The sequence below is a fragment of the Litchfieldia sinesaloumensis genome (genome assembly GCF_900156865.1).
Classification (GTDB): domain Bacteria; phylum Bacillota; class Bacilli; order Bacillales; family Bacillaceae_L; genus Ferdinandcohnia; species Ferdinandcohnia sinesaloumensis.
This window is the reverse complement of sequence record NZ_LT732529.1, coordinates 3,890,587-3,908,628: the sequence shown is the minus strand read 5'-3', so window position 1 is coordinate 3,908,628 and position 18,042 is coordinate 3,890,587. Positions and strand designations below refer to the sequence as shown.

The 18,042-nt window shown below is 34.9% G+C and carries 16 protein-coding genes; 6 read left to right on the top strand and 10 right to left on the bottom strand.

Annotated features, from left to right (window positions below):
- Nucleotides 1-564: 564 nt before the first annotated feature.
- Both CZ490_RS19290 and CZ490_RS19285 read right to left on the bottom strand, forming a co-directional pair.
- The gene (locus tag CZ490_RS19290) at nt 565-2,004 is read right to left on the bottom strand and encodes a reverse transcriptase domain-containing protein (RefSeq protein WP_077620372.1); all 1,440 of its coding nucleotides are present in this window, start codon (nt 2,002-2,004) and stop codon (nt 565-567) included.
- A gap of 337 nt (nt 2,005-2,341) precedes the next feature.
- Nucleotides 2,342-2,647 carry a hypothetical protein gene (locus CZ490_RS19285; RefSeq protein WP_077620371.1) on the bottom strand — a complete coding sequence of 102 codons (306 nt, stop codon included), beginning with the start codon at nt 2,645-2,647 and terminating at the stop codon, nt 2,342-2,344.
- Nucleotides 2,648-2,843: 196 nt separating this feature from the next.
- On the opposite strand from CZ490_RS19285, the gene CZ490_RS19280 reads away from it, so the two are divergent.
- From CZ490_RS19280 to CZ490_RS19265, 4 genes are all read left to right on the top strand, one after another.
- On the top strand, nt 2,844-5,597 hold the full coding sequence (locus CZ490_RS19280) for a type I restriction endonuclease subunit R (RefSeq protein ID WP_077620370.1): 2,754 nt from the start codon (nt 2,844-2,846) through the stop codon (nt 5,595-5,597).
- Between the two features lie 161 nt (nt 5,598-5,758).
- A complete protein-coding gene (locus CZ490_RS19275) occupies nt 5,759-6,349 on the top strand; it encodes a restriction endonuclease subunit S (RefSeq protein ID WP_077620369.1) in 591 nt (196 codons plus the stop codon).
- Between the two features lie 26 nt (nt 6,350-6,375).
- Nucleotides 6,376-7,929: a type I restriction-modification system subunit M gene (locus tag CZ490_RS19270; RefSeq protein ID WP_077620368.1), complete on the top strand. Its 1,554-nt coding sequence runs from the start codon at nt 6,376-6,378 to the stop codon at nt 7,927-7,929.
- 3 nt (nt 7,930-7,932) lie between these two features.
- Nucleotides 7,933-9,087 carry a restriction endonuclease subunit S gene (locus CZ490_RS19265; RefSeq protein WP_077620367.1) on the top strand — a complete coding sequence of 385 codons (1,155 nt, stop codon included), beginning with the start codon at nt 7,933-7,935 and terminating at the stop codon, nt 9,085-9,087.
- A 223-nt stretch (nt 9,088-9,310) separates the two neighbouring features.
- Here CZ490_RS19265 and CZ490_RS19260 read toward each other — a convergent pair whose 3' ends face one another.
- From CZ490_RS19260 to CZ490_RS19230, 7 genes are all read right to left on the bottom strand, one after another.
- Nucleotides 9,311-9,697, bottom strand: coding sequence for a hypothetical protein (locus tag CZ490_RS19260; protein WP_077620366.1), 387 nt, complete (start codon nt 9,695-9,697; stop codon nt 9,311-9,313).
- Between the two features lie 32 nt (nt 9,698-9,729).
- Nucleotides 9,730-9,960 carry a hypothetical protein gene (locus CZ490_RS19255; RefSeq protein WP_077620365.1) on the bottom strand — a complete coding sequence of 77 codons (231 nt, stop codon included), beginning with the start codon at nt 9,958-9,960 and terminating at the stop codon, nt 9,730-9,732.
- A gap of 99 nt (nt 9,961-10,059) precedes the next feature.
- Nucleotides 10,060-10,608 (bottom strand): ERCC4 domain-containing protein, encoded by a 549-nt coding sequence (locus CZ490_RS19250; RefSeq protein ID WP_077620364.1) that lies wholly within the window; start codon nt 10,606-10,608, stop codon nt 10,060-10,062.
- 417 nt (nt 10,609-11,025) lie between these two features.
- Nucleotides 11,026-12,783: a DUF927 domain-containing protein gene (locus CZ490_RS19245; protein ID WP_077620363.1), complete on the bottom strand. Its 1,758-nt coding sequence runs from the start codon at nt 12,781-12,783 to the stop codon at nt 11,026-11,028.
- Nucleotides 12,776-13,456, bottom strand: coding sequence for a CHC2 zinc finger domain-containing protein (locus tag CZ490_RS19240; protein WP_159439989.1), 681 nt, complete (start codon nt 13,454-13,456; stop codon nt 12,776-12,778). Before CZ490_RS19240 ends, CZ490_RS19245 begins: the two co-directional genes overlap by 8 nt.
- A complete protein-coding gene (locus tag CZ490_RS19235) occupies nt 13,434-13,727 on the bottom strand; it encodes a MerR family transcriptional regulator (RefSeq protein ID WP_077620361.1) in 294 nt (97 codons plus the stop codon). Before CZ490_RS19235 ends, CZ490_RS19240 begins: the two co-directional genes overlap by 23 nt.
- A gap of 13 nt (nt 13,728-13,740) precedes the next feature.
- Nucleotides 13,741-13,929 carry a hypothetical protein gene (locus CZ490_RS19230; RefSeq protein WP_077620360.1) on the bottom strand — a complete coding sequence of 63 codons (189 nt, stop codon included), beginning with the start codon at nt 13,927-13,929 and terminating at the stop codon, nt 13,741-13,743.
- A gap of 155 nt (nt 13,930-14,084) precedes the next feature.
- On the opposite strand from CZ490_RS19230, the gene CZ490_RS19225 reads away from it, so the two are divergent.
- Entirely contained in the window at nt 14,085-15,035 is a 951-nt protein-coding gene (locus tag CZ490_RS19225) for a hypothetical protein (RefSeq protein WP_077620359.1), read from the top strand.
- Nucleotides 15,036-15,076: 41 nt separating this feature from the next.
- Complete coding sequence (locus tag CZ490_RS19220) at nt 15,077-16,243, top strand: site-specific integrase (protein ID WP_077620358.1); 1,167 nt, start codon at nt 15,077-15,079, stop codon at nt 16,241-16,243.
- A 114-nt stretch (nt 16,244-16,357) separates the two neighbouring features.
- On the opposite strand, the gene groL is transcribed toward CZ490_RS19220, so the two are convergent.
- The gene (gene groL, locus CZ490_RS19215; RefSeq protein ID WP_077620357.1) at nt 16,358-17,989 is read right to left on the bottom strand and encodes a chaperonin GroEL; all 1,632 of its coding nucleotides are present in this window, start codon (nt 17,987-17,989) and stop codon (nt 16,358-16,360) included.
- Nucleotides 17,990-18,042 lie beyond the last annotated feature (53 nt).

Genomic DNA, 18,042 nt, shown 5'->3' with positions numbered 1-18,042 from the left:
ATAATGTCTAGCTCAAGCGGCTAGCCCCTCTATGCTCTAGCCACCCCGCCCTTGTGGCAAGAGCGCCACATGGTTGGTCCGTCTTATGCTTGTCGGGGCTGAGCAAGCCACTTCCGCTTTTCGTTATTACATCATGCCGCCCATTCATTTTCATAAATAATAGAAAGAAATAATGCATAAAGAAGGCTTTAAATCTACATTTTTTAAAAAAACAACATAAATATTTTAAATATGATATAAAACATCGGAGGACAAACCAGAGGACAAATTTATATGCTATAAATGTATAAAGCCCATCTTAATTTGAGGTTGGCTTTTTTCTCATTTGCAGTTATTCTTACTAAGGTTCATACCTACTTATGATACATGGACCTTTTTCCTTCTGCATACAATCAGATAAAATTTATGTCAGAAGCAAGAAATAGAGTAAATTCAATCCCTTAACCATAAAAGAATCCAGGTAAAAAAGAAAGGATCGAGCCCGGTGTAACACTCCAACACGCTACTTTTAAATCCATTTTGGGTCTCTTCCTACCAACATTGCATTTTTACTCCTCATAATTTTTAGGATTCATGAAAAATTAATATATGAAAAAGATATTCTCTACTCCTCTTTGCCTCTAATGGGCTACATTTACAATATTCTATCTCTAGCTTCTCTTCCTTTTTAATCCTTCTATAAATATCTTCAAGGCGTATATGGCCAAATTCTCTAATTTTTTTTAGACTTAAGCGATTTCCCGATTGATTATAATGCCATACATATAACTGTTTACGAATCCAGGCGTCTAATTCTCTTAATTGCTGAACATCTGTTAAAATGGAAAAATAACTCAACCAACTTCTTTTAGGTTCAAATAAATTACATTTATTGCACTTACTTAACCCTAAAGCCTCATTCCCTAGCAATTTAAATTTCAATTTAGATATTAACCTTTTTAAATCCTTTTCTTCATAATTAGAAATATGGTTTTTTTTTATTACTTCAAGTACTTTTTGTTTAAATTTGTTCATGTTTTCTTTCTTTATACGTATACCAGTTTGTGATATGGAAAACCCTACAAAATTAACATAGTTCCCTTTTTTTGTTAAATCAATTGTCTTTGTTTTATCCCAGTTAAGATTTAATCCTAATTTTTCTATCATACAGCTAATTTCATTTTTAATCTTTTCTTCAATATTCTTATCTTTATAAAGTACTAAGAAATCATCAGCATATCTTATATATTTAAGGTCATATTTTTCCTTTAGCCCTATAATCCATTTATCAAATTCATGCATATAAATGTTTGCTATCAAACCTGAAAAGACTCCACCTTGAGGTATTCCAGCCTTCCTCTTTATTCTTTTCGGTTTTTTTCGTTTAAATATCTTTTCTTTTTCTTTATGGTATATATATGTCTCAGGTAGCACTCGATCTACCGAAATAAAACGTTTCAAATAGGTATAAATTAATTTATTTTCCTCACCACAAAAATCAAATAATTTCTCCTTGAGGTTATCATGTGGAATAGTATCAAAGAATTTACTAATATCTGCATCAAAAACATAACTGTAGCCACTTTTTATGTATTTATAAACCTGTTTTGCAGCCTGAGGTGCAGAAATTCCTTTCCTATAGGCGAAACTTGTATTATGTAATTCCCGAAACATAGTTTCTGCATAGGGATAGATACATTCATGTATAAGTTTTTGGACTAATATGTCACTAATAGATGCAATAGAAATTGTTCTGTACTGACCGTTTCCTTTCGGAATATGTATTTCACGAAAAGGCTTAAAAAAATAATTACCTGATTTAATCCGCCTAGAAATATTAATGCAATTAATATCTAAATTCTTTCTAAATAACACATGATCAACACCATCGGTTCCTATTTGGATTCTAATTTTTGGTGGATCATAAAAATTATCCTTCTTGCTTTCCTCATATTCTCGAAAAATTCGTTTAATATTTACTTCTGTAGCAATTTCCTTTAGTTTATAATCATATTCCCCATCCAAAGTTTCTCACCCCATAAAAAAAGCCCCCTCTCCTCAATTATTGCAGTGTTAGGAGAGAAGGAAAGATCAAACTGCTACTCTATAAGAGTTAAGTTTCTACTGTAAGACACAATGTCTTAGAGAGGCAAAACAATGTCAATGATTAGTTTAATAATTAGTTCCATTATTGTAGCCTCCATATTCGTTTCAGTATATATTTCACCTATAAGTATATTATAAGCGATTACTGAAACTAGTGACCCCGATAGGGGACAATAGAATAATCTATTGGCTTTCAACCTTATGTTGCAAGCTCACTTATATCTATTATATTAATACTTATTAATTTTTTCAATTATTAAGCAATTGGTTCAGCACTACCTACGTAAGTAAATCCTTTAATAACTAAATTAAGCCCTTTTTCTGAGATGCGGATATCATATTCCATTTCATATTTTCCTGGTAAGTTATTGCTTTGGAACTGTTCGAATTTCTCAAATCCAGGAAACCAGCGTTTTGTAGGTATGTACCCTTTTACCTTTTCCTTACTGCTTTCATCGCCCTCCTCGTCATAAAAATATACCCTCGTACCCTGTACCTTTTCTCCATCTTCTGTTATAAAATCATATTTCTTAACTCCTAAAACTAAGACTTCCTTTTTCATAGTCTCTCCCCCTATAATTGGTTATTTTTTCACCTAAATCCATTTTAAGGTATAATACATACCAAAGGAAATAGAAATTTTTATTTTAGTGGTCAATTAACCAACAAACCATTCTTTAAATTACTATCAAAAATGAAACTTATACTTTAATTTTTTATATAATAAGAAAAAGCTGGAGTTAAGGGGGTTTTTCAGCATGGCATACCAACCTGAAGCAGAACTTGAGAAAAAAATACATAAACAACTTGTAGGTCAAGGATACAAAGCTGTTAAGATTACGGACTATGAAGCACTATTAGCCAATTTTAAGGAACAACTTAATTTATTTAATGAACATAAACTAAATGGACAGCCCTTATCAGATACAGAATTTAAGAGAATTCTTACATTAATTGAAGGCAAAAGCATATACGAGTCCGCAAAAATCTTACGTGATAAGCTACTAATTGAACGTGAGGATGGAACGCAATTATATGTTGAATTGCTAAACACAAAAGATTGGTGTAAAAATCTTTTTCAAGTTACAACACAAACTACTGTGACTGGTAAATACACAAATCGTTATGACGTCACTATTCTAATTAATGGTTTACCACTGGTTCAAATAGAATTAAAAAGAAGAGGATTAGACTTTAAAGAAGCATTTAACCAAATCCAACGCTATCGTCGTCATACATTTCCAGGTTTATATCGTTTCCTTCAAATTTTTGTAATAAGTAATGGTGTCGATACAAAATATTTTTCGAACTCTGATTATGACATTCAATTTGGATTTACATTCTTCTGGTCAGATGAAAGAAATGAACTTATTACAAACTTGCAAAGTTTCAGTAGTTCATTCTTAAAACCATGCCATCTTGCGAAAATGATTAGTCGTTATATGGTGATTAATGATACCGATAAAGCATTAATGGTAATGCGTCCTTATCAGGTTTATGCAGTTGAAGCATTGGTACAACGAGCTACTGAAACTAAAAATAATGGATATATTTGGCATACAACTGGTTCTGGTAAAACCTTAACCTCTTTTAAAGCTGGTCAAATCTTAGCAGATGAGGAAAGTATCAAAAAGGTATTCTTCCTTGTTGATCGCCAAGACTTAGACAGCCAAACGATTGCAGAGTTCAACAAGTTCCAGAAGGGAGCGGTTGATCGAACAGACAAAACCGAAATCCTTATTGAACAAATACAAAATCCCTTGAAACGATTCATAGTGACAACCATTCAAAAAATGAACAATGCTATCAAAAATCCAAAGTACGCTCAAATTATGGAACCATACAAACAAGAAAAGGTCGTTTTCATTATTGATGAATGTCATCGCAGCCAATTTGGAGATATGCGAAAAGAGATTGATCGTCACTTTCAGAATGCTCAATACTTTGGTTTTACAGGAACACCTCGTTTTGTCGAAAATAAAAGTCAAGATGGACGTACAACTGCTGACCTTTTTGATAAATGCTTGCATTACTACCTAATTAAAGATGCAATCCGTGATGGGAACGTACTTGGTTTTTCAGTAGAATACATTCGTACTTTTAACGCAAATATTGATGAAGCCGATGATACAAAAGTAGAAGCGATTGATACAGATGAAGTGTGGCATGATGAACGACGTTTAAACTTAGTAGCTGACCATATAATCGGAAATCATTTACGACGTTCAAAGAGCAAAGGCTATTGTGCTATGTTCGCAGTTGATTCCATTCCTACGTTAATTAAGTATTACGATATTTTTAAATCCAAGAATCATGATTTGAAGATCGCTGGAATTTTTTCATATGGGCAAAATGAGGAAAGCGATGGTACTGGTGAACATTCTCGGGAAGCACTAGACCGCATGATTGCAGATTATAACGAAATGTATGACACAGACTTCTCGACAGAAACGTGGGATCGTTATTTTTCTGATGTATCAAAAAAAGTTAAAAATGCTCAAATCGATATTTTACTTGTCGTAAAAATGTTCTTAACTGGATTTGACAGCAAGCCACTCAATACACTCTATGTAGATAAGAACATGGTTTATCATGATTTGTTGCAAGCATATAGCCGTACAAATCGTGTAGAGAAGTCGACTAAGCCATATGGAAATATCGTTTGCTATCGAAATTTAAAAGACAATACAGATGATGCAATTAAATTATTCTCTAGAACAGACAATGTTGATACGGTTCTTATGGGAAGCTACGATGAATACTTAAAAGCATTCAAACAAGCTGTGAAAAATTTACGAGATGTTGCAGTCATTCCTGAAGAAGTAGACGAGCTAGAGAGAGAGGAAGATAAGCGGCAATTTATTATTGCATTCAAAAATGTGACGAAATTCCTTCAACGATTACAGTCATTTTCAGATTTTGAGTTTGATGAGACAGAGCTAACGATTTCACAGCAATCCTATGAAGATTTCAAGAGCAAGTACTTCAAGGTATACGAAGACTTTAAACGTAGCGAAGTACCAAAAGAATCCATTTTACATGACATCGACTTTGAGTTAGAGCTAATGCATACAGATAAGATAAATGTCAGCTACATTTTGAACCTAATTGCGAGCCTTAACATAGAAAACGAAAAAGAACTTAACAAAGAGATTCGTTTTATCAAACAAGAATTAGACCATGCATCTGATCCGAAGTTACGCCTGAAAATTGAGTTGATAAAAGGGTTCTTAGATAAGGTCGCACCAACGTTATCTCCTAATGAATCTGTTATGGATGCATACAATCGCTACGAAGAAGAAATGAGTGAGCAAGAACTCTCAGCATTCGCAAAAGAAGTAGATATTGAAGATAGTGTATTACGTGAACAAGTATCAACCTATGAGTATTCCAGTCTAATTGAAAAAAATACGATTATGGACTCTTTATCAGGTTCATTCTTGAAAAAGAACAAAGCAATAAAAGCTATTACATCATTTATCCGTGACTTTACTGAAAAGTATGGTGCATAAAATCAATTTCATTTAATTAGAGAGCGCTGATTCAGCGTTCTTTTTATGTTATATTAAAAAATATCAAAACAAACACCAATTAACCGTTGATATTTTATAAAATATCACATATAATTAATTTATGAGTTTGATATATTATAAAATATCAAAGGAGGTGTACGATGAAACTCCATGAAATCGCTGTATTTACACAAGGTGCGTTTACAAATCGTTTAGAAACATTATCTTCTGACGTAGAAACATTAAAGGTTAAACCACTTTCATTAAAGGAATTTAATGAAACGCTGGGTTTAGCTTATCGAATTTCAAATGAAAAAAATATAGAAATTACTGTACAAAAAGAAAAATTGGTACCACAGTTGCTAACTGACACAAATAGTCTTATTCTACACACACATACACAAAAAGTTGCTTTGTTACCTCAGAAATATAGCGGGTTATTATTAACAAACAACTTCATAAAAATTCAATTTACAAGTAATGCAGATCCAGCCTTTTTTGAATGGTATTTTAATGAACATCCATCCATTCAAAAGCAACTGTCTGTTCTAAGTGAAGGCACAGTGATTTCTCTATTGAAACTATCTCATTTAAAGGATTTAGAAATTGACTTACCACCTATTCAAAAGCAAATCATTATCGGAAAAATAGCTCAGCTTAAAAAAAGAAAAGAATTATTGATGGCCGAAAAGGCTGAATTACAGCAGCTATATATCCAGCAAAAACTAATCCAAAGTATTGCCTTAAACTAATAATGAAACTTTAGGAGGAATTAACGATGACGACGAGTGAAAAACAACGACAACAACAAGCTGAATTACATAAAAAATTATGGTCTATGGCAAATGACTTACGGGGTCAAATGGATGCCAATGAATTCAAGGATTATATTTTAGGATTAATTTTCTATCGTTATTTATCTGAAAAAGTAGAAGCACGTGCAAAAAAATTACTTAAAGACGATAACATATCATATGCCGAAGCATGGAAAAATGAAGAGTACCGTGAGGACTTAGCTGAGTATCTTATTGATGAGTTAGGTTATGTAGTAGAGCCAAAATTCCTGTTCTCTCGTTTCCTTGAAGAAATTGAAAAAGGGACAAATGGGAATTTTGATATAGAAGTGCTACAAAACGGAATAAAAGCAATTGAATCTTCCACTTTAGGTACTGCAAGCCAAGACGATTTCCAAAATCTTTTCGACGATATGGATTTAACTTCTTCACGTTTAGGACGTACCGTTAAGGACCGTACAAGTTTAATCAGTAAAGTCATTGTCAACATTGCAAGTATTCCTTTCTTGCAAGATGATGTAGAAATTGACATTTTAGGTGATGCATACGAATATATGATTTCACAATTTGCTGCAAACGCAGGGAAGAAAGCTGGCGAATTCTATACTCCACAGCAAGTATCTAAAATCTTAGCGAAGATTGTGACTGCTGGTAAATCAGAAATTCGGGATGTATATGACGGAGCTTGTGGTTCTGGTTCCTTGCTCCTTCGTGTAGGTAAAGAAGCGAAAGTCCACAAATATTACGGCCAGGAAAAAGTTTCAACAACATACAACTTAGCACGTATGAATATGTTGCTTCATGATGTTCCATACCAACGTTTCGATATTCAAAATGCGGATACATTAGAAGAACCACAACACCTCGACCAACGTTTTGAAGCTATAGTTGCCAATCCTCCATATTCTGCGAAATGGAGTGCGGATGATAAGTTCAAAGAAGATGAACGCTTTAGTGCCTACGCTAAACTAGCACCAAAATCAAAAGCAGACTTTGCCTTCATTCAACACTTTATTCATCAGCTAGATGATAACGGGACAATGGCAGTGGTGTTACCACATGGAGTCCTATTCCGTGGTGCTGCTGAAGAAGCAATTCGTAAGTATCTTATAGAAGAAAAAAATTACTTAGATGCAGTAATCGGATTACCAGCAAACATTTTCTACGGTACAAGTATACCAACTTGTATTCTTGTATTTAAAAAGTGTCGTAAGCATGATGATAATGTACTATTCATAGATGCATCAAATGAGTTTGAAAAAGGCAAAAACCAAAACCATTTATCAGACGAACAAGTTGAAAAGATTATTAACACACTCCAGAGTCGTGAAACAATCGGAAAATACTCTTACTCTGCAACATTAGAAGAAATTAAGAATAATGAATTCAATTTAAACATTCCTCGTTACGTTGATACGTTTGAAGAAGAAGAACCGATTAACCTACAAGAAGTAGTTCAGCGTCTGAAGAAAATCGATGAAGAGATTACAGATGTGGATCGTGATTTAGAGAAATACTTTAAAGAGTTGGAGGTGTAAGTAATGAAGGCACCTAAATTGAGATTTACAGAATTTCATGACGAATGGCAGTCTTTTACTCTTGGCAATTTAACAGAATTAAGCGACGGCACACACTTTACACCTAATTATAAACCATCTGGTATTCCATTCTGGAGTGTCGAAACAATTACAACCAATGCTCCAGTAAAATATATTTCCGAAGAAGAATATAAGGAAATAAATAAAAGGTGTAATCCACAAAAGAATGATATTTTAATTACTAGGATTAGTTCAGGAATTAATTCACTTGGAGTACCAAAATTAGTTGAGTGGGATACACCTTTTAGCATATATGTAAGTGTAGGATTAATAAAATCTAGCAAGCTTTTTGATTCTAATTTTCTTGTTGAGTATATTAAAACATCAACATATAAAAGAGAATTTTTATCTAAATCCCTTTTAACTGCTTCTCCAAAGAAAATAAACATGAATAATTTAGCAACCACATTAGTTAAGTTACCATCCTTGCGAGAACAAAAGAAGTTAGGTAATTTTTTCAGCCTACTTGAAAAGAAAATTCAACTTCAACAAGAAAAAATTGACTTGCTTAAAGAACAGAAAAAAGGATATATACACAAGATTTTTAAACAAGAATTACGATTTAAAAGTGCAGATGATAAACCATATCCAAAATGGGATAATTTATTATTAAATCAAGTAGCCTCAATAAAAACTGGTGATAAGAATGTTAAAGATAATGTAGCTAATGGTTCCTATCATTTTTTTGACCGTTCAGAAGATATTAAATATTTAAATGAATATTCTTTCAACGAAGAGGCTATTATTTACCCGGGAGAGGGTAGCCGCTTTCTTCCTAGATATTTTTCGGGGAAGTATGCACTGCATCAGCGTGCATATAGCATTTATAACTTCAAAGAAAATATCATACCTAAATTTATATATTATCAGTTATTATTAAAAAACAGACATTTTTTAAAATTTGCTGTTGGTTCAACAGTTCCTTCGTTAAGAATGCAAGCATTTAATACCTGTAATTTACAAATCCCTTGTATTGAAGAACAAAGAGTTATTACTGATTTTTTGTGTTCATTAGATAAGAATATTAGTCTTCAAGAGGATAAATTAACTTTACTACAAAGTCAAAAGAAATATTTTATGCAACAAATGTTCATCTAAGATAAAACAGCACCTTCCTCAATTTACGGTACGGTGCTGCTTCTGTTTTTTTAAAAAACTCACTTACTTAAGTGTACGGTTCACCTTTATTAATCCTAAACTAATTTATCTTTTAATAAAATGGTTAAATCCATAGAAGTTCTACTCAATAATCTGGCCTAATTGTTAAAAAAGAATTAGGCTTCACACATAAAATTAAACTACTCCTAGTTAAGTATATTTTTCACAAGCTTCGGGATTTCCACTTTTTCAAAACAGGTTCCTTAATACTCGGAACCTTTACCTTCTCTTCCAGATATTTATATGTCTCCTTTAGATTGTGATACCAAACGTCGATCTCTGTTTCTTCCTCATAACTCGGTTCATAACCTCCGTTCATTGCAGCAACTTTAATAAAAACATCCCGGTAAGCAAATGTTCTGTCAACGACACTTTCCTCACACAGCTGGCAATAGCGAATGCAAGCTTGCAAATCTCCTTCTTCGATGGCGGGAGAAAGGCTTTCCATTTCTTCATGCCTTTTAACTCTATCTTGCCACTCTTGAACAGGGTCTTTTCCTTTTGGCTTTATATTTCGCTCAAGATGTTTCAGCCGAGATTTTAAACTCATTCGATATCGCTCCTTTTCGTAAAATTCCGGTGCTATTCCTGGTTATCAAACATTTGCTCAATCTTATTCATTCTTTCCGCTAAATCTCCTAGTTCCATTGATTTTAAAGCTGTATTCGATAAGGTCGCTATAGTTTTGGCTTTGTCTATTGTCATTTCTCCATCTTGGAGCAAGATATTAATAACTTTTCCTACCATCCTTCTAATGTCTTGCGGCCTGTTTAATCGTATATTTTTAGTAAATTTGCTCCCATTTGCGGCCATGTTTTCACTCCTATTTTTAGGGAATCTAAAAAGTCCAATTATATCAAGGCCTCCGCGTTTTTTAAGTTAACAAAACGTACATAAAAACCCCAGTTTTCTTTACAAAAATGATGCCCCTCTCAGCATGTTTCTGAATAGATAATAAAAGTGATAAAAAAAATAGTTCCCGGATGTTTTTGGAGAAATAAAGACGGTCTGGAAGCCGTACTTCGTTTCAAATGACTTCAAGGAACCCAATAAGGCTTTTGCTTTGTAATGGCTCCTATATGACCCCCTTACAATTTTTTCATAGCCATCTGAATCTTCAACCAAAAGAACAAAAGGTGAATTTTGTGCCCGAATCAATTCATTTTCAAAGCGGGTTCTTTCCTTAATAGTAGCTGCTAATTCACCCACGCTGTTTTTGCGCTCAATAGCAGCGGTTAAATAAATATCTCTTTGTATTCCTAATCCCTCATTCTTTGGCAAATAAGCGGAATAATCCCCATAATCCAGCTTTCTTTTCTTGTGTGTGATTTTATGAGATTCAAAGTATTTAAGGATATGGCTGTTTCCCTGTTCCCTGGTATCAATCAGGATTACCAAACCGGAAAGCAGCTCTTTTATCTCCTTATCTGTGAAACTATATTTAATGCCTAATATCATCATAAGCGTAAACCCCTCATGTTTGGCTTTAAGCTATACCTTCGATTCACTTACCCTAACAGCTATTTTTAGCTTGGCTTGTTTTGGTGATTTAGCTGTTAAGGAAAACTTCGGAAGTTTAATGGAACTATTTTTCTTTCATGGTTCCCGCTAAGTTCTCACACGTCGGGAACTAACAAACCATATTTTTGGAGTATAGTACCCGGAGTTCCCACTAAAATATAATAGTGTATTTATCTATGGTGAAATAGCGAGAATAAAGCCTTTTGAAAATATACAGGTATATACTAAAAATAGTGGGTACTATGGGTACTATTAAGTTAAACCTTGATAATACTGACTTAAACAGTTTCCACTATATTGAGTACTATGTGGGTACTAATGGGTACTATATTTATATAAAGCCCTTTAAACAGAGTTCTAGAGGCTGTTGATTATGTCAATTTTTAAAACATACATCCATTCTTTTACGTTCTTAACAGATACCTTTTTCTTCATTCTACCGCTTGCGGTAACAATCCAATTTCTTTCCGCCCACGATTTTAGTATTGCAGAAGGTTCGTACCCTTGTGTTTTCAAGAAGTTTTCCAGTTTTACAGGATACAAGCATAAATCCTCTGATTTGGCTTCATTCCATTTGCCAATACAGTCAGAAGGCTTAAAAATCGTTTCTCCATCCCGGGTATATAAGCGGTTTTCTTCTGATGAAACCCAACTTATAACATCTTCCAGGGCTTGCTTAGGTCTGTCTGTTTCCTGGTTATCACTAATGATTCCTTCCCACAATTTGATCATTTCCTTTTCCGCTTTGTATTGCTGATTAAAACATTTATGAAAAAGAATGCTGGCAAGGTCAATAATCCCCATATGCTCAGCTAGTCTTTGTGAAACTGTGTTTCCTTTGGCTATTTCTGCGTAAAAGTCTGTTTGTTGGTAAAAATAATTTTCCCATCCTAGCCATTTTTCGCGATTATCCAAAATGTACTGGATGAACATTTTTCCTGCTAACCCATAATGTTTTTTTAAAACTCTTTCAATCTTTCTAACAAGATTGTATGTTTCATCATTGGCAGTCCCAAAAGGTAAACCATCCAAACTGAAAACCCTTGCCGTTGATCCTCCATCACGTGAAAAGCTAGTTATCTTTTGTTCACCTGTACTAAAAATAACGTTACTCCAGGTTTTTGTTGTTTGCATACCATTTATACTTCCCCGGTTTTTACCTTGACCGCCCGCCAAATGATAAACGGAAGAGGCGATATATTTAGGGTTTGCCTGTTTAGTATCATCTAAGAATAGCGGAACATGGTTTGTTAAGCTGGCAGCCCTCTCTATTGCAACGGGTGTACTGTTCCACCTTTTTAAAATACCGTGTTCATTCGGTTTACCCCAAACAGAAGCTGCGATTTTTTGCGCTGTTGTTTTCCCTTTTGATGTTTCCCCACTCCACTCAAATATAAAGGGTTTTGAATCGAAGAGCTCTATCAGAGGGGAAGCAAAGGAAGCATAAACCCCAGCTATTACCTTTGGATAAGACTTAATCGCTTCAATCATGTTTAACCAAGGATGTATATAGCCTTTGCTTGTATAATGTTTTGCAAACTGTTCTTCACCTTTGTCGCTGCTGACCAATGACAAAGAACCGGAACCTATAAACTCATTTCCTAACAGGAATCCATGTTCACTCCAACCCATTTGTTCACTGGCTTTTTCAACTGGTATATTTTCCAAATTCGCCCTTTCAAAAGCGGTTAAGTACTGAACCATTAATCTTTGATTTAAGGAACTAACAGGAAAACCTAAAGCGGATAATTCAACTAATTTGCTTAGAACCATAAAGTTATCCCGGCTCCTTTTCAACCTTTTCCATTTGTTATTATGAAACCAGGAAACTATCAATCCTTCAGTTCCATCCGTAATGTTTTCATATCTTCCAGTAATAAGGACATATTCGGAGCAAATAAAAGCAGGTGGTTTTTCTTCATTGTACGCAACAAAATATAACCCTTCCTTCCTGGCTTCAAATCCTTTTGGAATCACGATGTCTTTAATCGGAGAAGGCAAAAATTGCTTGTCCTCCTGCTGTTGTTGTTCTTCCTGCTGAGGAAAGTAATTTTTAGGAAGAAGATATGGGGCTTCATGTGCTTTCTTTTTAAAAGCTGCTATCCATTCACTCACTGATGCTCACCTCCTCTATTTCTTTTTCTTGAACTGCCTTGTAAATCGGGTAAATCTCTTTCTCTATAAATCTTTGAATCAAAATATAATTATCAATACGCTCTTCTGGCGAAAAGCTTTCATAATTGAAAAGTAAATCCAGGTAATATTCAATTTTAGCCATGATGTGATAAAGGCCACCTTTGCGTTGTAAATCCCTTTCATTTTTAATACTTTTTGTAATAGCTTGAAAGTGTTGTTTAACTTGCAAAAGAAAATCAAATAATTCCTTTTCATTCTGCCGGAAATTCCTTTCAAGCTCTTTATCAATTGCTTTTTCTTTAATGGATAGTTTTAGCTGAGGCTTTACCTTATCCAATAAACCAAAGTCTTCGGCTATGATAAAAGCAGCCCTTCCTTGTGATACTTTTTTTAAAAGAGAAACAAGTGTAATAACATCACCCTTTGCTTGACAGCCAAAACAATGAAAAACATTCTTTAGGGGAGTTATTGCAAGGCTCGGTGTTCTTTCCTGGTGAAAAATACAAGAAATTAACTTTGTTTTTCTTCCTTTTACATTTTCAAGGCTGATGCCAGCGTAATAGTCGAGCACTGCTTCAATACCAATAGAATTTTTTACAAGATCGATCACTTCTATTGTTGTTAGCTTTTTATAGTTTGTATAGCTTTTCATCCGCATTGGCTTGGTTCTCCATAGCCCAAATATCTATATAGCGTTCAACTTCTTTACGTGGAAAAAGCCATTTGCTCCCTAGCCTAATTCGAGGAAAGTTTGGATCACTTAAAAATACTTTTTCAACAGTTGGCCAGCTTAGGCTTAAGTATTTACATAGTTGCTTTGAATTCATAAGAAGGGCTTCCGATTCAATTTTGTCTAAACGTGATTTAACTTCGGCCAAAAATAGGGCTTTTACTTCCTCATCATCCAGTTTTATTTCGAGCATGGTTCCACCTCACTTATTTAACCTCTTTAATTTCCTTTATTGCTTCCAAAACCATTTCTCTTTGTTTTTGGCTCATGGAGCTTTTCATCCAGTTCCGGATAGTGTTAACGTGTACGCCTAACCGAGAGGCAATTTCCCAATATGGAATTTCACCTTTTTCTTTAAGAATAGGGTCGTTCTCAGGCAAAACCTTAGTATCCACTTTAAATTCACCCTTTCTAAACCAATGTTGTTGTTTATTGTTGTTACCTGGTATATAATAAGCGTATCAGTCGTTGTTACGTAATTCAAACTAATATATACATTATTTCGTAACAATACGTAACAATTTCATTTTAAAAAATGGAGGATGATAAAATGGACAAGTTTTATTATTGGCTTGACGGTAAGGCAGAATCCTTTTTCCCTACAGCCTCAGTTTTAGAGATTAGTGAAAACAATCTTGATGAATTAAAAATTAATGGCGCTAAGGCTTGGTTAGACTGCTTAGGAAAACATACAGGGAGATTTGTTTCTGTAGTCCCCAAGGAGTCAATGGGGAAAATTATTATTCCTGAAGGATTGGCTTGGGAATTTTCAAAGTTAAAAACTCAGGAAGGTATAAATAAGTTTGCTAATAGCTACGGTTTGCTTGGAATCAGCACACCCGGTCAAGCGGAAATAAATAAGGTTAAACTTAAAAGAGACCTTTATACTGACTCTTCTTATTTTATAGATTTACCCATTGGCCAATCCGATTGCGAGCCCATTGAATTATGGCATTTTCATATTAAACAAATGCAAAGAATCCTAAAGTTATATGAAGCATTAATAAGTATTCATAAAGGAGAAATGGAAGAGAGTGAACTTGAGGATAAGTTATTAATTGTAAAAGAACCAATAGGTGGAAGCTGCCAAATTTTATGGTGGGATGGATCATGGACTGGGTTTACAGCTGATGAGAAGGAAATGGAAAAAGAAGTAGACTTTTTAAAACTTGCCCAGGCATTATTAGCACTTAAAGTTAATTCCATTGGGAATCAAGACATTAAAATGCTTCCTGAAACAATTATAACGGGAAAACCACCTTTAGGTTTTACCATTAAGGAATGGAAATATACCCCACACCTGGTAAGGGCGATTTACCATGATCTCTGGCAAGTAGTATCTAATAATGAGCCTGTTCATATATGTGAAAATTTAAATTGTAAATTGCCTTTTAAAAAGGTTAAGCGGCAAAAATACTGTTCAAATGCTTGTAAACAGGAGGCCTTTAGGATCAGAAAAAATCCCGAAAAGTATGGATTTACTAGAAAACAAGTGAAATAACAAAATCAATATTATGTATTCAATAAAGGAGATATCTTAACATGGCTAAATTCAAACAAAGAGGTAAGACATGGAGCTATCACATTTATTTAGGGATAGATCCACTTACCAAGAAGCGGAAGGAAATTTCAAAAGGTGGATTTAAAACAAAAAAGGAGGCACAAGCAGCAGCTCGCCTTGTGGAACTTGCAAAAGATAATGGGACCTTAATTAAAGAATCTGATATGCCGTTTGAACAATTCGCCCAGGATTGGTTAAAAACGTATAGCCGCAGTGGTGTGAAGATAAGCAGTGTGAGGGCTCGAGAAAAGGAAATGAAGCATTTTACCTCTGTTTGGGGGCCTTATCCAATCAACCGTATTACTAAGAAAATGTATGAAGAAAGGATTCTAGAATTAAACGAAAAATACAGTCAAAATTATATGGATGGTATTCATGCTTGCGGAAGAATGATTTTTCGGAAAGCATTGACTCAAGGACTGATAAAAAATAATCCTACTGAGGAATTCAAAATGCCTAAAAAGCTGCAGAGTGTTGAAGAACTGGAGAAAGCAGAAGAGAATATTGTTTTTCTTGAAAAAGAAGAGCTTGCCCATTTTCTAAAATTAGCCTATACAGACGGGCTTGAAATGGATCATCTTGTCTTTACGTTACTTTCCTATACAGGAATACGAATAGGTGAATTATTGGCCCTAAAATGGGGGGATTTTAACGAAAAGCAGGGTACTATCCGAGTTACTAAAACTCTTTATAACCCTACCAATCATTTTGAAAAATATCAGCTTTTAACGCCAAAAACAAAAGGCTCTGTCCGTACAATCAAGATTGATGAAATGCTTATCAGCATGTTAAAGAAGCATCGGCTTAAACAAAATGAAATTAAATTAAAAAATAGACCTATATACCAAGACAACGAGTTTATTTTTGCTCGTGAGGATGGGCATCCACAATTAAGAAAAGTTGTTGAGACCCGGCTTAAAAGACTTCTGAAAAAAGCAGAGATAGAAAAGAACATTACTCCACACTCATTTAGACATACCCACACTTCATTATTGATTGAAGCTGGAGTTGGCATTAAAGAAATACAACAGCGGCTTGGACATACAGATATTAATACGACAATGAATATCTATGCTCATATGACCGCCAATATGGAAGAAAAGGCCTCCCAACAGTTTAGCAAACTGATGAAAGACCTTCTCCTATAGTTAGCTTTTTAGTCATAGGTTGCCCTGTTTTTTTATAAAACGAGGACAAATCCGAGGACAAGAAAAGCATATTATTATTTTAGACGTTGATATAACAAGGTTTTAAAACCCCTATTACATCATGCCGCCCATTCCACCCATGCCACCCATGTCAGGCATTCCGCCACCAGCATTTTCTTCTGGTAGGTCAGCAATTACAGCTTCAGTTGTTAAGAACATAGCTGAAACAGATGCTGCGTTTTGTAGTGCAGAACGAGTAACCTTAGTTGGGTCAACGATACCAGCGTCGATCATGTTTACCCACTCACCAGTTGCTGCGTTGAAACCAATACCGATTTCTTCGTTTTTCAAGCGTTCAACAACCACAGATCCTTCAAGACCAGCGTTGTGAGCAATTTGACGTACTGGCTCTTCTAAAGCACGAAGTACGATGTTCACACCAGTTGCTTCGTCTCCAGCTAAATCGATAGCAGCTACTTTGTTATATACGTTCACAAGTGCTGTACCACCACCTGAAACGATACCTTCTTCTACTGCTGCACGAGTTGCGTTTAACGCATCTTCAATACGTAGCTTACGTTCTTTTAACTCAGTTTCAGTAGCAGCACCAACTTTAATTACTGCAACACCACCAGCTAATTTAGCTAGGCGCTCTTGTAATTTTTCTCTGTCAAATTCAGAAGTAGTTTCTTCCATTTGAGCACGGATATTGTTAACACGAGCTGCAATCTTATCAGATTCACCAGCACCCTCAACGATTGTTGTATTTTCTTTTGTTACAACAATCTTAGAAGCGCGACCTAGTTGAGTGATATCTGCAGATTTTAGGTCTAGACCTAAATCTTCAGTGATTACTTGACCACCAGTTAGGATAGCGATATCTTCTAGCATAGCTTTACGACGGTCACCAAATCCTGGAGCCTTAACAGCTACAGCATTAAATGTACCACGAAGCTTGTTCACTACTAGAGTTGCTAGAGCTTCACCTTCAACATCTTCGGCAATTAGTAATAACGGCTTGCCTTGTTGAACAACTTGCTCTAATACTGGTAGAATTTCTTGGATACTTGCGATCTTTTTATCAGTAATTAACACGTATGGATTTTCAAGTACTGCTTCCATTTTATCAGAATCAGTTACCATGTATGGTGATGCATATCCACGGTCAAACTGCATACCTTCTACTACTTCTAATTCCGTAGAGAAACCTTTAGATTCTTCAATTGTGATAACACCGTCGTTACCAACGCGCTCCATAGCTTCAGCAATTAATTGGCCAACTTCTTTGTCATCCGAAGAAATAGCTGCAACTTGTGCGATAGACTCTTTTCCTTCGATTGGTTGTGAAATAGCTCTTAATTCTTCAACAGCTACAGTAACTGCTTTCTCAATTCCTCTACGAACTACCATTGGGTTTGCACCAGCAGTTACGTTTTTTAGGCCTTCACGAATCATCGCTTGAGCAAGAACAGTTGCAGTAGTAGTACCATCACCAGCTACATCGTTTGTTTTGCTAGCAACTTCAGCAACAAGTTTTGCACCCATGTTTTCGAATGCATCTTCTAATTCGATTTCTTTTGCAATTGTTACACCGTCATTTGTGATAAGCGGTGAACCAAATTTTTTCTCAAGAACCACGTTACGTCCTTTTGGTCCTAATGTAACTTTAACAGCGTTAGCTAACGCATCAACACCACGAAGCATTGCGCGACGAGCATCTTCACTAAATTTAATTTCTTTTGCCATTTTGTAAGCCCTCCTCAAAAGATTAGAATTCTATGTTATATGAGCTGCTACTA

Bases quoted from the DNA above. Each gene is read 5' to 3' on its own strand.
- CZ490_RS19285 (WP_077620371.1), bottom strand. From the start codon at position 2,647: ATGAAAAAGGAAGTCTTAGTTTTAGGAGTTAAGAAATATGATTTTATA.
- CZ490_RS19280 (WP_077620370.1), top strand. From the start codon at position 2,844: ATGGCATACCAACCTGAAGCAGAACTTGAGAAAAAAATACATAAACAA.
- CZ490_RS19275 (WP_077620369.1), top strand. From the start codon at position 5,759: ATGAAACTCCATGAAATCGCTGTATTTACACAAGGTGCGTTTACAAAT.
- CZ490_RS19270 (WP_077620368.1), top strand. From the start codon at position 6,376: ATGACGACGAGTGAAAAACAACGACAACAACAAGCTGAATTACATAAA.
- CZ490_RS19265 (WP_077620367.1), top strand. From the start codon at position 7,933: ATGAAGGCACCTAAATTGAGATTTACAGAATTTCATGACGAATGGCAG.
- CZ490_RS19260 (WP_077620366.1), bottom strand. From the start codon at position 9,697: ATGAGTTTAAAATCTCGGCTGAAACATCTTGAGCGAAATATAAAGCCA.
- CZ490_RS19255 (WP_077620365.1), bottom strand. From the start codon at position 9,960: ATGGCCGCAAATGGGAGCAAATTTACTAAAAATATACGATTAAACAGG.
- CZ490_RS19250 (WP_077620364.1), bottom strand. From the start codon at position 10,608: ATGATGATATTAGGCATTAAATATAGTTTCACAGATAAGGAGATAAAA.
- CZ490_RS19240 (WP_159439989.1), bottom strand. From the start codon at position 13,456: ATGAAAAGCTATACAAACTATAAAAAGCTAACAACAATAGAAGTGATC.
- CZ490_RS19235 (WP_077620361.1), bottom strand. From the start codon at position 13,727: ATGCTCGAAATAAAACTGGATGATGAGGAAGTAAAAGCCCTATTTTTG.
- CZ490_RS19225 (WP_077620359.1), top strand. From the start codon at position 14,085: ATGGACAAGTTTTATTATTGGCTTGACGGTAAGGCAGAATCCTTTTTC.
- CZ490_RS19220 (WP_077620358.1), top strand. From the start codon at position 15,077: ATGGCTAAATTCAAACAAAGAGGTAAGACATGGAGCTATCACATTTAT.
- groL (WP_077620357.1), bottom strand. From the start codon at position 17,989: ATGGCAAAAGAAATTAAATTTAGTGAAGATGCTCGTCGCGCAATGCTT.